The sequence below is a fragment of the Alkalihalobacillus alcalophilus ATCC 27647 = CGMCC 1.3604 genome, from assembly GCF_000292245.2.
GTDB classification, from domain to species: domain Bacteria; phylum Bacillota; class Bacilli; order Bacillales; family Bacillaceae_D; genus Alkalihalobacillus; species Alkalihalobacillus alcalophilus.
In genome coordinates this window covers 1-14,075 of sequence record NZ_ALPT02000031.1, presented here as the reverse complement: position 1 = coordinate 14,075, position 14,075 = coordinate 1, and the positions used below count along the sequence as shown (strand labels likewise).

At 35.5% G+C, this 14,075-nt stretch carries 16 protein-coding genes; 7 read left to right on the top strand and 9 right to left on the bottom strand.

Going from position 1 to position 14,075, the window contains the following annotated elements; genetic code table 11:
- Positions 1–37: 37 nt before the first annotated feature.
- The gene (locus BALCAV_RS09935; protein WP_003322174.1) at positions 38–787 is read left to right on the top strand and encodes a hypothetical protein; all 750 of its coding nucleotides are present in this window, start codon (positions 38–40) and stop codon (positions 785–787) included.
- 83 nt (positions 788–870) lie between these two features.
- Here the strand turns inward: BALCAV_RS09935 and BALCAV_RS09930 are convergent, their stop codons facing one another.
- Both BALCAV_RS09930 and BALCAV_RS09925 read right to left on the bottom strand, forming a co-directional pair.
- A complete protein-coding gene (locus BALCAV_RS09930; protein WP_003322175.1) occupies positions 871–1,485 on the bottom strand; it encodes a hypothetical protein in 615 nt (204 codons plus the stop codon).
- A 1,198-nt stretch (positions 1,486–2,683) separates the two neighbouring features.
- On the bottom strand, positions 2,684–3,517 hold the full coding sequence (locus BALCAV_RS09925; RefSeq protein ID WP_003321405.1) for a dimethylarginine dimethylaminohydrolase family protein: 834 nt from the start codon (positions 3,515–3,517) through the stop codon (positions 2,684–2,686).
- A 124-nt stretch (positions 3,518–3,641) separates the two neighbouring features.
- Here BALCAV_RS09925 and BALCAV_RS09920 point away from each other — a divergent pair, with 124 nt between their 5' ends.
- Positions 3,642–3,827, top strand: a complete 186-nt coding sequence (locus tag BALCAV_RS09920) for a hypothetical protein (protein WP_003321404.1) — start codon at positions 3,642–3,644, stop codon at positions 3,825–3,827.
- 10 nt (positions 3,828–3,837) lie between these two features.
- On the opposite strand, the gene BALCAV_RS22050 is transcribed toward BALCAV_RS09920, so the two are convergent.
- From BALCAV_RS22050 to BALCAV_RS09910, 3 genes are all read right to left on the bottom strand, one after another.
- Entirely contained in the window at positions 3,838–3,972 is a 135-nt protein-coding gene (locus BALCAV_RS22050) for a lmo0937 family membrane protein (RefSeq protein ID WP_003321403.1), read from the bottom strand.
- Positions 3,973–4,284: 312 nt separating this feature from the next.
- Positions 4,285–4,581: an IDEAL domain-containing protein gene (locus tag BALCAV_RS09915; RefSeq protein WP_003322728.1), complete on the bottom strand. Its 297-nt coding sequence runs from the start codon at positions 4,579–4,581 to the stop codon at positions 4,285–4,287.
- Positions 4,582–4,823: 242 nt separating this feature from the next.
- Positions 4,824–5,051 carry an LSm family protein gene (locus BALCAV_RS09910; protein WP_003322729.1) on the bottom strand — a complete coding sequence of 76 codons (228 nt, stop codon included), beginning with the start codon at positions 5,049–5,051 and terminating at the stop codon, positions 4,824–4,826.
- Between the two features lie 149 nt (positions 5,052–5,200).
- Between BALCAV_RS09910 and BALCAV_RS09905 the strand changes: the two genes are divergently transcribed.
- Positions 5,201–5,578: a hypothetical protein gene (locus BALCAV_RS09905; protein WP_003322730.1), complete on the top strand. Its 378-nt coding sequence runs from the start codon at positions 5,201–5,203 to the stop codon at positions 5,576–5,578.
- 185 nt (positions 5,579–5,763) lie between these two features.
- On the opposite strand, the gene BALCAV_RS09900 is transcribed toward BALCAV_RS09905, so the two are convergent.
- The 4 genes from BALCAV_RS09900 to BALCAV_RS09885 form a co-directional block, all read right to left on the bottom strand.
- Positions 5,764–6,123 carry a response regulator gene (locus BALCAV_RS09900; protein ID WP_003322731.1) on the bottom strand — a complete coding sequence of 120 codons (360 nt, stop codon included), beginning with the start codon at positions 6,121–6,123 and terminating at the stop codon, positions 5,764–5,766.
- 21 nt (positions 6,124–6,144) lie between these two features.
- Positions 6,145–6,600 carry a chemotaxis protein CheW gene (locus BALCAV_RS09895; RefSeq protein WP_003322732.1) on the bottom strand — a complete coding sequence of 152 codons (456 nt, stop codon included), beginning with the start codon at positions 6,598–6,600 and terminating at the stop codon, positions 6,145–6,147.
- Positions 6,601–6,620: 20 nt separating this feature from the next.
- Entirely contained in the window at positions 6,621–8,654 is a 2,034-nt protein-coding gene (locus tag BALCAV_RS09890) for a chemotaxis protein CheA (protein WP_003322733.1), read from the bottom strand.
- A 221-nt stretch (positions 8,655–8,875) separates the two neighbouring features.
- Positions 8,876–9,691: an HAD family hydrolase gene (locus BALCAV_RS09885; RefSeq protein WP_003322734.1), complete on the bottom strand. Its 816-nt coding sequence runs from the start codon at positions 9,689–9,691 to the stop codon at positions 8,876–8,878.
- Positions 9,692–9,911: 220 nt separating this feature from the next.
- Here BALCAV_RS09885 and BALCAV_RS09880 point away from each other — a divergent pair, with 220 nt between their 5' ends.
- The 4 genes from BALCAV_RS09880 to phnE (BALCAV_RS09865) all read left to right on the top strand — a co-directional run bounded on the left by BALCAV_RS09880 (position 9,912) and on the right by phnE (BALCAV_RS09865) (position 13,438).
- Positions 9,912–10,871 carry a phosphate/phosphite/phosphonate ABC transporter substrate-binding protein gene (locus BALCAV_RS09880; RefSeq protein ID WP_003322735.1) on the top strand — a complete coding sequence of 320 codons (960 nt, stop codon included), beginning with the start codon at positions 9,912–9,914 and terminating at the stop codon, positions 10,869–10,871.
- Between the two features lie 203 nt (positions 10,872–11,074).
- Positions 11,075–11,851, top strand: a complete 777-nt coding sequence (gene phnC, locus BALCAV_RS09875) for a phosphonate ABC transporter ATP-binding protein (RefSeq protein WP_003322737.1) — start codon at positions 11,075–11,077, stop codon at positions 11,849–11,851.
- On the top strand, positions 11,844–12,638 hold the full coding sequence (phnE, locus tag BALCAV_RS09870) for a phosphonate ABC transporter, permease protein PhnE (RefSeq protein WP_003322738.1): 795 nt from the start codon (positions 11,844–11,846) through the stop codon (positions 12,636–12,638). The genes phnC and phnE (BALCAV_RS09870) overlap by 8 nt, the downstream gene beginning before the upstream one ends.
- Positions 12,635–13,438, top strand: a complete 804-nt coding sequence (gene phnE, locus BALCAV_RS09865; protein WP_003322739.1) for a phosphonate ABC transporter, permease protein PhnE — start codon at positions 12,635–12,637, stop codon at positions 13,436–13,438. Before phnE (BALCAV_RS09870) ends, phnE (BALCAV_RS09865) begins: the two co-directional genes overlap by 4 nt.
- The last annotated feature ends 637 nt before the right edge of the window (positions 13,439–14,075 follow it).

Below are 14,075 nucleotides of genomic sequence, written 5' to 3'. Positions count from 1 at the left end.
TATTGTATCTTCTTATTCTTTTTCGAGGTGAAACTCAATGCGATTTTTATTCATACTAGGACTTATCACCCTCTTAATTAGTTGTGGTGGTGAGCAAGAACCAGTTAACACTTCTTCAAGCCACCCAATAATCGCAGAGAACCGTCACTTACAAGTTGAATTAATCGAATACTCCATAACGACTTTTGAAGAAGAACCTGTCATTAAAACGATAATGGAAGTGACTACCTTAGAAAATGAATTCGACCTAGAACAAGATTTTTTTTATGATTTAACACTCGTACCAACAGGAGTAGAACCACTTGACTTTGAGCTAATTCATGAAGAAAAGGAAATTAAAAATAATCGGACCTTTCTAACTGCTTTTTATTCCATTGATTATGATGCCGATTTACGCAACCAAACGCTCGTATCTCAAGTCCACATTAAACCAAACTACTATACATATAACATTCAGTTTCCAAATATGAGCCATCACGAAAACAATCTAACCGAGAACGACTTCCTTATAACAGAATTAAATGTACACAAACAAGTGCTAGAGTTTACCGCAACAGATATTCACCCTATTAAAGGTTTAGATGTTTCTATCAACATAAATAATGAAAAAATATATCCTACTTTTTCAACAACAGAATATGATACAAGTGGGCATGCTGTGGCAGGTAAATATGAGTTTTTTCAAAATATCCCCGCTTCATTCGATCTCTTAATTAGTCGCAATCAATTAATCGAACCAGTCTGGACATTCTCATTACCATTTGAACCAAACCCACAACAACAGTAATTCATGCTCACTCCAGTAAAAGAAGACTGCTCAAAAAGGCATTCGGCCTTTTGAGCAGTCTTCTACTATGATCAAACTAATATTTACCTTGCTAATTCGAAATTATGCTGTGGAAAATCCAAACCCATTAGATCGTTAAATCGTTGCTGCAACTCGTCACCTTCATATCCCATTTCTATTAATTCAAAGAAAACTTCTTCTGCTTTTGGGATAATGATCTTTTCATAATATTGAGCAAAATGAAAAGACCCATCATTTAACTCAAACGACTCGTTTTGATAATACGGGTACAACTTCTCAAAATCTGTCGTCAAAACCGAGACTTGAACTTCATCCTCACTACCATTGGCGATTGTAAGTGTATCAAAAAATCCGAGCGTGTATAAATGATAAATGATCATAGGCTTTTCAGTCGAGATGACTTTAGCACTCGTTTGATCAATTGTTTGCACTTCCTCTTCTGCAACAACTAGATCCCCTTCATACACATTCAAGGTTAACTTATCATCAAAAACAAAATAGATCGTCACTAATACTATCGTCAAACTGACAGAAATAAGCATTTCTATCCGTTTACTAACCTTCCATGTCTTTAACTTAATTAAATAATTTATAGCTAAACTAAATACAAACACAAAAAATACAATGATTAAAGCAACTAAAATCCAATAAGTCATTTCACTTAATATATATGTCAAAATGTATTCACACTCTCTATTTATTCTCAATAAACGTCTTTTAATCGTCTCCTAAAAACACTCTTAACAGTTTATCATACTTTTTCTCTTTTCTAAATAAATTGTTTCTGTTCTAAAAAAATAAGCCTTTATTTAATAACTCAACTTTCGCAGCGTATAATGGACCTTTAACCGTTGATAGAGATTGATTTTAGGGCGATATAATACTCAAATTAACTTTACAGGAACGGTTCAATCGTTAACAGTCTGAACACATCTCTTAGTAGGCTGTTGAAGGAATCTGTTCACTAAAATGAAGCACTTCGGCTGTCGCGAACAATGTGATTAACTCTTCCTTCCTATTGAAAAAAATGTAAACAGTCAACCCTTTGCTTTAATACGTCATGTTCATAAACGAACAAACCAATCTCACGTTATCTGTGCATCAAGAAATAAATAATAGGCCCTCCGGCGGTCGCTCCCAAACAGACACTCCGCGTCCTTGCCGAGAACCTCATGAGCCTCCTCAGCACGCTTGCGGGGTCTCATTGGACGGTTTATTCCTGCGGGAGTCTCCGTGTCTGTTTGTCCGCTTGATAATAGAATCGAATCTAGGTTCGGTTCTCCTCATGGAATAAAAAATAGTCATTACTTCAACGTACAAGAGCTTGAGAATGATTTTTCTTCAATGACTCAGTCCGTTACAGTTGTAAACAAATCCGTGTTGATACTCTGTGCGTTAGCTAGACTAGCGAGCTTGTTTCGATTGGAATCATGTCTTTTCATAACTAACAAAGTAAAGAAGAAGGTCCTTATGCGTTAGAAATAGCTGATTTGGGCATGGCGATATCATCAAGCATCTCCACGACACTTAGCGGACAAAATCATACGGAGACTCCCGCGGGAATAAACCGTGGAGCGAGACCCCGCAAGGCTTGCCGAGGAGGCTCGCCAGGTTCCCACAGGACGCGGAGTATGGTTTTGGGAGCGACAGCCGAAGCACATTGTACATTGTCTATTTTTTCTTAATGCACAGTTTATCCGTTTGGTGTGATAGTGCGTTCTCGCTTTTCAAACGTGTCAAGGACATTTTTAAGAGCTTCTATTCGCTCTGCCAACTAGTTGAACGGATTTTCTCGATGCGAAAGTTGAGTTAATAAAAAGAAAAAACGACAATTTCCTAGGAAATAATCGCTTTTTCTTTTTTATTTTTCTAACATTATATTCTTTTGATAGGTAGTGTCACACAACGAAAAGAGCCTCCAGATTTAATAATTTCTGAAAAATCAACTTCAATAATGTCATAGCCCCTTTGTCTTAATTTATCATTAGTCTCCCTATTTTTAGGTAAAGCGATCACCTTCTTTTGACCAATGGACAGGACATTAACAGCTAATGTAAATTGTTCCCTTGTTGTGACTTCAATTAAATCAAATTGTTTATTTAACACATCAAGCGATTCAGCTGATATTGCTTTTGGGTAAATAAGTGCTTCATTTTCCGATATCGGGTTAAAGACACAGTCTAAATGAAGAAACCTATCATCAAAATTAATCAAGTGAAACGTGTGCTCAGGATGACTTTTAGCTAATGCATCCACTGTAGCTTTGGCCGTTCGGCTACTATCGCCGATGAATACTTGGTTGTTATGAACGATCACATCCCCACCTTCGATCGTTCCAATCTCCACTTTAGTATAAGGTAGCTTTTCTTCTCGCAAAAAATTAATTAAACATTCGCTTTCCCTTTTTCTAATTTCTCTTTTTAGGTTCCCAACATACAAGGTTTCTTCTATCACAAAACCGATATCTCGTGTAAATACTTGTTCAGGGCATTTTTTATCTGCAGGTATAAACTTGACCGTAATCTCATGGTCTTCTAAAACTTTCGTTAATTGCCGATGTTCCACTAACGCTAATTCCTTATCAATATTTTCCTGCTCATAATGAGCTTGTATGTCATTAATCGCATCTTTAATTGCCATATTAGTTGGCTGACAAAGAATAACGGACTTTAAAGCGGCAAATTCTGAATGGCAATTGATTAACGACATCACAAACTTCCTTTCTAAAAACGATGGCTACGCATTTCTTAAGTTTATCAAGCCCTATTTTTGAACAAAATAGTGGAATACACATATAGTAAAAATGAAATCGCTCCCTAAGGAGGTTATCCCTTTGGATTATCATTCCATTAGAATGCGTCAACTTCTTAAACATGATCCTTTTCTTTCTTCTGTTTTTAACGATATTACGAAACATATTACGAATGAAGAAGCAGCATTATACTACGTATTTGAACATTATGTGCAACGGGAACCGATTTTAAAAAATGCTTATTTATATTTAACGTCTCATTCGTAATACTTTTTCATTATTTTCTTTTAACTAAACGAATTATCAATAGAATCAATGCGATTACGAGTAATATATGAACTAAGTTTCCCGCAATTCTAAAACTAAACCCTAAAATCCATAAGACGAACAAAATGATTAAAATTGTCCACATAACGCCTCACCTCCATTAAATAAAGCAAAGTCCGTTTAGGCAGAAGCGAGTATTATACAGGGTCAGCTAAAAAGTCGCCTTTTGAATTTATAGCTGACCCGATTTTTCTCGAGCTTTTAACGGACGTAGCTAGATTGATTATCATTACGAGTAGTTTTTACTAAATTGAACCGGTTCATACAAATTGGAAATATGAGCTCTTGTAATTACTTTCCACCAAATTCAAAAATTGAAACATAACAACAAAAAAGCTGCCTCATTCGGTTTCTTCCTATTGAGGCAGCTTCATTTTTTCTATTTTTTCTCTAACTCTTATTCAAAAGTCAATAACAATTCATATCCATTTTCAGAAATGACTTTTCCATCTTTATGATTCTCCATTAATTGCAAATAAGCATTTGATGATTTTATAAACTCTTCACGATTATATTCCGCTAACGATTTATCAATTGCAGCGTCAATTCTTTCCTTTTGGTAATGGTATAGAGAATATTCTAAAATGGCTTGGGCATATAACGATTGAACAGTAGTTTCTGAACGATTCTGTAAATTTTTTATCACATGTAACTGTTTTAAAACATTTTTATCCATCGCAAATTGATTATTCATCTCGCATCCCTCCATTAATTCTTTCCAAAAATATTCCCATTTTCATAAGAATTTAAACCAAGTTATTTTGAAAGCGTTATCATTTAATTATATTTTATCATTTCATATCAAAATATTCAATTAATTAGTCAGAAAAACGATCAGTCATTTTTCTACATAATTTACAAAACATAAAAAGTACAACAAAATCATGATCATGACTATTTCGTTTTAAATGTAAAAAAAGTCCCCCGGAATAACTTTTAGGGACGCTCGTTTTTAACAGGTTCAATCAACTCTATTTCTGAAAGACTAAAATGAAATACTTCCTTATGATCGTCTTCATAAAAAATAATCGTTTGTTTTAAGACATCATATTTTATCAATCGTCCAATAAATTGTTTCTTTCCTTGGACATCTTGATGCGTCTTTATTTTTAATAAATGATTTCCATCTATCCATTTATATAAAAGAGAATGATATTTACTCATCTTCTTCACCTCTTTCGATAACTCTTATAACCAAATTTTACTTTTGGATTGTTCTCTAGATCTGAGGACCCCCATTACCTAACTTGTCAAATACAATAATTCGGCTATAATAAGAACTAACGTTCGTATTTTGGATTGGAGGATCATTTATGTTAACCGAGCAAGAGTTAAAACTCACTCAACGCTATATTGTTCTTACGACTGTTCGAAAGGCATTAGAACTTGACTATTATAAAACCGAACAGACAAAATATAAATTCCAGCCACTTTATTTGGAATGGCAAACACATATACTCGATCAAATTAGTAAAGAACTTGGTCAAATAAAAAAAGTAATGCAGCTCAAACAAATTAAAATAAGTCAGCCTATTAATGACGGGCTTTTTAGCGAATACCATTTTTCATATCGAGGGTTTAATCATTCAAATAAAATTTTAAACGTACATTTACGAAACCAATCATATGAATATCTTAAACCATTTTTCTCCAAACATGCGTACAATAATGGTCAAACTGATGTAGAGTAAAATATAATCGGATATGCTATCAAATCTCCACTCTGTCCGAATATGATAAAAAATGCCTTTTGCTTATTGAGATTGAGGTGGAGTCTCCATTTTAAATCAAATACAGAAGAGGAACAAGACTCACTGTTGTTTCTTCAACAGAAAAATGTCACCCTATATTCATTAGAGTGACAATTCATCGTTAATTATGATAATACTTTTTGTATGGCTTCAATAACACGGTCAGCTTGAAATGGTTTAACAATAAAATCTTTAGCTCCACCTTGAATCGCTTCAATGACCATTGATTGTTGCCCCATTGCCGAACACATAATCACTTTTGCATTTATATCAACTTCTTTAATCTTCTTTAAAGCTTCAATTCCATCCATGTCAGGCATCGTAATATCCATCGTTACTAAGTCAGGCTTAACTTCATTATACTTCGAAATTGCCTCAACTCCATTTGCAGCCTCACCTGCAATCTCAAAGCCATTTTTCACCAAAATATCTTTTATCATCATTCTCATAAAAGCAGCATCATCAACAATAAGAATAGAAGCCATTATGTTTATCCACCTTTCACCCTATATAATCAATTCATTATCAATTATTTTTTCTAATTTTAATAAGGTGAACAGTTTATCACCTAGTTTAATAACTCCATTTAAATATTCAGCCTCTACACTACCAATCACTTCTGGGGTCGGTTCAATCTTATGCTTCGGAAAGTCAAAAACATCCTTTGCCTCATCCACAATTAACCCAAAATCTAATTGGTCCTTGGAAATGACCAAAATTCTCGTCGTATCATCTACTTCTTTTTCATCAAGACCAAAACGCAATCTAAGATCAATAACAGGGGTAATAACACCACGTAAGTTCATAACCCCTTTGACAAATGAATCCGCATTTGGAATTCTTGTAATGGGCAACATTCGCTCAATCGATTGAATAAACTGAACCGGAATAGCATATTCTTCCTTTTCAATTCGGAAGACGATAACTTTCATTTCCTCTGATGCCGTTAATGCATTTGTCATCTTTTTTCGCCTCCCATTTATTACTTAATTAAAGCATTTGAATCGACAATTAATGCGACTTGTCCATCACCGAGAATGGTCGCTCCTGAAATAGCAAAAATATTCGTTAAATATTTTCCTAATGATTTTAGAACTACATCATGCTGTCCAATTAAGGAATCCACGACTAACCCCGCAACCTTACTTCCTTTTTGTACAATAATCAATGAGTAAAAGTCTTCTTCAATCGCTTCTTCGGTCACGTGAAAGACATCTCTTAAGAAAATAAGTGGGACCACTTTCCCTCTAAAATCAATGACCTTTTGATTATGGACCGTATAAATATCCGTTTTATTAACAATTGCTGTTTCAACAATTGATGTTAATGGAACGGCATATTTTTCTTTTCCAAGTTCAACTAACATTACGTCAATAATTGATAAAGTAAGTGGCAATTGTATGGAAAAGATTGAACCTTGTCCAAGCGTCGAATTAACGGTTACACTCCCCCCAAGTGATTCAAAAGTCGTCCTTACAACATCTAGGCCTACGCCTCTTCCCGAAATATCGGTAATTTTATCAGCTGTACTAAATCCAGACGAAAATAACAATGTGTACACTTGTTGATCATTCATCGATTCGATATCAGCTTCTTTAATGACCCCATTTTTTAATGCCTTTTGAATAACTTTATCACGATCAATTCCAGCACCATCATCTTCAATTTCAATAAAGACATGGTTCCCACTATGAAAAGCTCGTAATGTAATCGTGCCAACTTCTGGTTTCCCTAAGCGCCTTCTTTCTTCAGGCGTTTCAATTCCATGATCAATCGAGTTTCTTAATAAATGAACTAACGGATCACCGACTTCATCAATAATCGTTCGGTCAAGCTCCGTATCTGCCCCAATAATTTCTAAATTCACTTCTTTATTTAGCTCTTTTGATAAATTACGAAGCATTCTTGGAAACCGATTAAACACTTGCTCAACTGGCATCATTCGCATCGTCAAAATGATTTCTTGTAAATCAATTGAGATTCTTGACATCCGTTCCACTGTATCATTTAATTCAGTATTTTTGAGTTCGTTAGAGATTTGCTCTAACCGACCTCTATCAATCACTAACTCTTCAAATAGATTCATAAGCTTGTCTAAACGCTCTATGTTTACACGAATTGTTTTATTTGAATCTGCTTTTTTAATAACTTTTTGTGAGGATGAATTTGCTTCTTCTGCAAGTACCTCTTCTTTTGTTTCAACCAAAGGTTCAGAGGTTTTCTTCTCATCATATTGTTTTAAATGCTGTTCTGTTAAAGTCACGAAATCGACGTCTTTGATCTCAGAAATATTTAAAATTCGTTCCTTCACTTGTTCGATTGTCGCTTTAGCAATAAAAGTAACTTGAAAATAATGGTCGAATTTTTCCTCTTCTAAAAGTTCTGTTGATGGGTTCGCCTTAATCACCTCACCATACTGCTCGAGGACCTCAAAAACCATAAATACGCGTGCTGCTTTTAACATCGTTTGCTCATCAAGAGTCACTTTCATCACATACACAGCATAGTTTTGTTCAATTGATTGCAGTAAAACCGTTCTTTCAAATTCATCAAAACTTTCCTGCAAGTCGCTCGAACCCTCAATGAGCTCTGCCGTTGCGGCAACCTCATTATGTATCTCATTTGTAACAGCTTCTTCCCCATTAACAACTTGCTCTAATCTTTGATTCATTAACCGAACATCTCGTTTTCCATCTCCACCTTCTGAGATGCTCGTCACCATATGTTCCAAATCATCAATTGCCGCAAAAACAACGTCAAGCACATTGGTCGTGACCGTCAACTTTTCATTTCGAATCAGATCCAAGACATTTTCCATATTATGTGTTAATTGAGCTAGATCTTCAAACCCCATGGTCGCTGCCATTCCTTTTAACGTGTGGGCCGATCTAAAAATTTCACCTACGATTGCTAAATCATTTGGTGACTTTTCTAACAGTAATAAGTTATCATTTAATGATTGCAAATGTTCCTGACTCTCATCAAGAAAAACATCTAGATACTCTGCATTAATCAAGAAACCACCCTCCCCATCATCCCCTCATTTATAACAAAAAATCGTCCAACACCTTAAGTTAGAAATTTCTATAATATAAAGGAGGATTAATCCGCTCAAATTTATAACAAAACGGATTTTATAAACCAAATAAACTATTACTTTTATACTATAAAACAAATCAACGGGAAGCAATAGTAAATATTAATGAATCGATCATATTTTTTATAAAAAATTCAACTTTAATAACAAGCTGTAACCGATGGCACAACGGTTAAATTTTCCACCTCTGAATCATGACCATTCGGTTGAATATAAATCGCCTTTAGACCAAGAGAGAGTGCAGGAGCGATTTCATTAATAAAATTATCTCCTATAGAAACAACTTCTTCCGGTTTTACTTTGTATTGCTCAATTAAATGTTCGATTAACCCTTTTGTATATGTAGGTTTTTTAGCGGAAGTAATAATATGTTCAAATACCCCTTCTAAATCAAGCTCCTTTAATAACCGTCCCACATCTTCACGATCACTATTGGTCATCAGAACAATGTTGGAATCTTTCCGTAATTTTAATAAAAACTCTCTTAATCCAGGTAATTGTTCAATCTTAAAGTCATCAGAGACCATAAATTCTTTCGTCGCTAAATAACTGCTATAGCAATCACTCACACCGTAATGTTTTGCACAGGCAAACGGCAACCACCAACCATCTCCAATTGCTACTAAATGATCAAAATCAAATTGTTGAGCCCCTGGGTAAAAGGTTTGTAACTGCTCATCCGTGATTTTTTCTCCATCCCAACGATAGGCCGCTGTCACGAATAAATCAATTGGATTAATCGTTAAAACTAAATCACGGCGAACGTCATATACTTTTCCGATTGAAACCAGGTGCTTTCCTTTTTTCATTTGTTCGTACTCTCGATAAAACGCCTCCTGCTTATCCAATGAAACTTTTGCTTGTAAATGCCTCGCATAATAATCAAAATGATCCGTTCCCTCATATAAAGTTCCATCCAAGTCAAAAATAACAAGATTTGAATTTATTGCCATCATTTTTCGACACTCCTTCCTTGTATATTTTTCAAGTATAATACCAAATCCCCTTTATTTACACGTTTTTTCTTTCATTACCTTTAACTGACTCAATTATTAAGCTAGTATTAAAATTGTGAAACTTTGTCAAAAATTATCCCAATCTAGTGGATTTTAACTTTTCTGAACAGTATAATAGAAAAGTAGTTTACTAATTACAAAAATTGGGGGTAATTCTTTAATGTCAAAGAAAATTTTATTAATGTTATTTTCCTTGTTTATGGCGGTTGCATTAGTGGCATGTGGAACAGGCGATGACTCTAATGACGACACGACTGGAACAGGTGGTTCTGGTGACGAAGGAGCAACAGATGAGGGCACAGCTGAACTTCCTGACGAAATCATTATGGGCTTTGTTCCATCAACAGATGCAGAAAAGATTGCTGATAATATCGGGCCTATTTCTGACAAACTTTCAGAAATTTTAGGAGTTCAAGTGTCTGGACAAGTAATGACAAACTTTTCTGCACTTGTTGAGGCAATGGGAAATGACCAAGTACATATTGGTTTCATCCCAGCATTCGGTTACGTACTTGCAACAGAACGTTATGACAATGTTGAAGTTATTTTAAAATCGATTCGTCATGGTAGCGGTACATATCGTGCTCAGTACACGGTTCGTGCTGATTCTGACATCCAAACTTTAGAAGATTTAGAAGGGAAAATTTGGGCCTTCGCTGATATCACGTCTACGAGTGGTTACTTATTCCCTGCCGCACAATTTATGGACGAGTTTGGCGTAGAACAAGCTGAAGATTTTGTTGGAGATGTCGTTCCTACTGGTAACCACGACAATGCACTCATCACTGTTTTAGAAGGTGATGCAGACTTTGCCACTACTTTTGAGGATGCAAGAACAAATATTGTTGGTGACTATCCAGATGCAATGGATGAACTACGTCAGTTAGATTTCACAGATGAAATTCCAAATGACACGATCAGTGTAAATACAAATCTCTTAAATCAAGAACTAGTTGACCAAATCTATGAAGCCTTTATGTCGTTTAACGAAGATGAAGAAATGTTACATGCTCTAGATGAAATTTATAACTGGACTGGTATTGATAAAGCTACTGATGACGAATATGATGTTATTCGTTCTGTCTATGAGAAATTCTCTGATAGTCCAGCATTCCAATAAACTTTAATATTTTATCTTCTACATTATCAGTTGGGGGGAGAACCTTTTTCTCTCCCCTCTTATAATGTTAACTGCTTTAACATTATAAGAGGGGCATTAAAATCGACAACTCTACTACTCACAAATGTTCGACCACATTTATATTTAACCATTACTTTTAGAAAGGTGCCTTTTCATTAAAGGAACAAAGGGGAATAAACAAAATGATAGAATTTAAAGACGTTTCGCTTGTCTATCCTAATGGAACACAAGGTTTAAAAAATGTAAATTTGACGATTAACCCAGGTGAATTTGTTGTAATCGTTGGGTTATCTGGAGCTGGTAAATCAACGTTAATTCGTAGTATGAACCGACTTGTTACACCTACTTCCGGAGAACTCTTAATTGAGAATCAAAATATCTTAAATTACCGTAGCCGACAATTGAGACAGCTCAGAACGAAAGTCGGTATGATTTTCCAAAATTATAATCTCGTCAAACGTTCGAGCGTAATGAAAAATGTCATTTCAGGTCGACTAGGCCATACCGGTACTTTAAGAAGTTTACTAAACTTATATCCAAAAGAGGACTTAGCTCTTGCCTACCGTAGTTTACAACGAGTTAATATTTCGGAAAAAGTTTATCAACGAGCCGATCAATTAAGTGGCGGTCAACAGCAACGTGTTGCGATTGCCCGTGTATTAACCCAACAACCAAATATCATTTTGGCCGATGAACCTGTTGCTTCTCTTGATCCGCCAACTTCACATCAAGTGATGACTTATTTAAGAAAAGTCAATAAAGAAGATAAAATTACTACCATCGTCAACCTTCATTTTATCGATATGGCAATGGAATACGCTGATCGTATTATCGGGATGAGAGCTGGTGAAGTTGTCTTTGACGGACCTGCTAGTGAGGTGTCTGAACAAACGTTTGAAGAGATTTATGGTAGAAAGATTCGGGAGGATGACCTTGTAGGAGGTCCAGAAGATGAGTGATAAACAAGTTGTAAAAGGGATTACATCAAATAAAACAAAAACGAAAATTACGATTATTTTTCTCTTAGTTGTCGGTATTTATTTATATACCTCTTGGTCAACTAGATCTTCTTTAATAGATTTATGGGATGGTCGTAATGGATTTATAAGAATTGCAGGAGATTTATTTCCTCCGAACTGGAGCTATGCTTCAACCGTATGGGTAAAATTAGTAGAAACCTTACATATGGCTATTATCGCAACTACAATAGCCGCAATAATTAGTATCCCTATTAGTCTTCTCTCTGCAGCTAACTTGTTTCAGAGCCCTTTTATACACCAACCTGTACGTTTTATCATGAATGTACTACGAACGATTCCTGATATCCTTTTAGCGGTAATTTTCGTTGGAATTTTTGGTGTAGGTGTTTTTCCAGGTATTATGGCCTTAATCATTTTTTCGTTGGGACTTTTAGCTAAACTTATGTATGAAACGATCGAATCGATTGACATGAATCCAGTCGAAGCGATTCGAGCTTCTGGCGGTAATACGCTTCAGGTTATTAGCTATGCCGTTATCCCACAAGTATTACCACAGTTTGTTTCATTTAGTTTGTATGTATTTGAAGTAAATGTACGTGCCTCTCTTGTTCTAGGTTTTGTCGGAGCTGGTGGGATTGGGTTATTATTACAGCAGCAAGTAGGCTTCTTTAATTACCCACGTATTATGACAATTATTATTATAATCTTTGCTGCCGTTGTCGTGATAGACTACATTAGTAATAAAATAAGGGAGAGACTAATATGACAGAATTTACGTTACCTCCTAAACCAACTAAAACTTTTTGGCAGAAGATTCGCCCTTATTTTATCGGACTTTTACTGCTCCTCCTTTATGTATGGACATTTACTAGTATCGATATTCGTTGGGAACGTGTCTTTAGTCAAAGAACGATTGATAATATTTTTAGAGTCATTCCACAGCTTTTCTCTCCTGATTGGAGTGCCTTTGGAAAAGTCATGGGATTAATGTGGGAAACGATTCAAATGGCCTATACTGGTACTTTAATGGCAGCGATTCTTGCCGTTCCATTCGGCTTCTTTGCTGCAAGTAATATGGTTAAAAATAAGTTTTTAAATACCGCATCCAAGTGGGTGTTAAATGGAATTCGTGCCTTCCCCGAACTGATTTTAGCGTTAATGTTCGTTGCTGCCGTTGGTCCACGCCCTTTTGCTGGTGTGCTAGCGATTGCGATTGGGTCGATTGGAATGCTCGGAAAATTATATTGTGAAGTAATTGAATCCATTGATATGAACGTCGTTGAGGCCCTTGAGGCAAATGGAGCAAACAAACTTCAAGTTCTCTTTTACGGGATCATTCCACAAATTATCCCAGAATTTTTATCTTATGCTCTATACCGTTTTGAAATAGATATTCGTGCTTCTACGATTCTAGGTATTATCGGTGCAGGTGGTATCGGTACATTAATTACGATTGCGACCACAAACCGAAACTGGTCCGAAGTAGGATTAATTTTACTTGTGATTATCGTTGTTGTTACAATCATCGACATCGTCAGCTCACAAATTAGAAAACGTTTAGTTTAATCGGTTGAAGATGAGGGGCTAGAACCTCTCATCTTTTTTTGTGCGTCTTTCAAAAGCGGTACACTCTCTTGATGGAGGCTATCCTAATCTTGGTAAACTGCATATTTCATTACTTAACACAGCCGCTTTTCGGACCGTAATCCTGACAAAAAGCAAGTTTCATTACTTATCACCGGTTATTCACACTGTAATCATTGCAAAATTTAATTTTCATTACCTATCCCGAGTGATTCGCACTGTAATCATTGCTAAATTTGTTTTTCATTACTTATTCCGAGTGATTCACACCGTAATCATTGCTAAATTTATTTTTCATTACCTATCCCGAGTGATTCACACCGTAATCATTGCTAAATTTATTTTTCATTACCTATCCCGAGTGATTCACACCGTAATCATTGCTAAATCTAATTTTCATTACCTATCCCAGGTTTTTCGCACTGTAATCATTGCAAAATCTAATTTTCATTACCTATCCCAGGTTTTTCGAACCCTAATCCCTGCAAAACTTCATTTTCATTACCTATCCCAGGTTTTTCGAACCCTAATCCCTGCAAAACTTCATTTTCATTACCTATCCCAGGTTTTTCGAACCCTAATCCCTGCAAAACTTCATTTTCATTACCTATCCCAGGTT

Excerpts from the sequence above, each read along its gene's own strand:
- phnC (WP_003322737.1), top strand. The coding sequence starts at position 11,075 with ATGATAGAATTTAAAGACGTTTCGCTTGTCTATCCTAATGGAACACAA.
- phnE (WP_003322738.1), top strand. The coding sequence starts at position 11,844 with ATGAGTGATAAACAAGTTGTAAAAGGGATTACATCAAATAAAACAAAA.
- BALCAV_RS09885 (WP_003322734.1), bottom strand. The coding sequence starts at position 9,691 with ATGATGGCAATAAATTCAAATCTTGTTATTTTTGACTTGGATGGAACT.
- BALCAV_RS09900 (WP_003322731.1), bottom strand. The coding sequence starts at position 6,123 with ATGGCTTCTATTCTTATTGTTGATGATGCTGCTTTTATGAGAATGATG.
- BALCAV_RS09925 (WP_003321405.1), bottom strand. The coding sequence starts at position 3,517 with ATGTCGTTAATCAATTGCCATTCAGAATTTGCCGCTTTAAAGTCCGTT.
- BALCAV_RS09915 (WP_003322728.1), bottom strand. The coding sequence starts at position 4,581 with ATGAATAATCAATTTGCGATGGATAAAAATGTTTTAAAACAGTTACAT.
- BALCAV_RS22050 (WP_003321403.1), bottom strand. The coding sequence starts at position 3,972 with ATGTGGACAATTTTAATCATTTTGTTCGTCTTATGGATTTTAGGGTTT.
- BALCAV_RS09910 (WP_003322729.1), bottom strand. The coding sequence starts at position 5,051 with ATGAGTAAATATCATTCTCTTTTATATAAATGGATAGATGGAAATCAT.
- BALCAV_RS09895 (WP_003322732.1), bottom strand. The coding sequence starts at position 6,600 with ATGACAAATGCATTAACGGCATCAGAGGAAATGAAAGTTATCGTCTTC.
- BALCAV_RS09905 (WP_003322730.1), top strand. The coding sequence starts at position 5,201 with ATGTTAACCGAGCAAGAGTTAAAACTCACTCAACGCTATATTGTTCTT.
- phnE (WP_003322739.1), top strand. The coding sequence starts at position 12,635 with ATGACAGAATTTACGTTACCTCCTAAACCAACTAAAACTTTTTGGCAG.
- BALCAV_RS09935 (WP_003322174.1), top strand. The coding sequence starts at position 38 with ATGCGATTTTTATTCATACTAGGACTTATCACCCTCTTAATTAGTTGT.
- BALCAV_RS09880 (WP_003322735.1), top strand. The coding sequence starts at position 9,912 with ATGTCAAAGAAAATTTTATTAATGTTATTTTCCTTGTTTATGGCGGTT.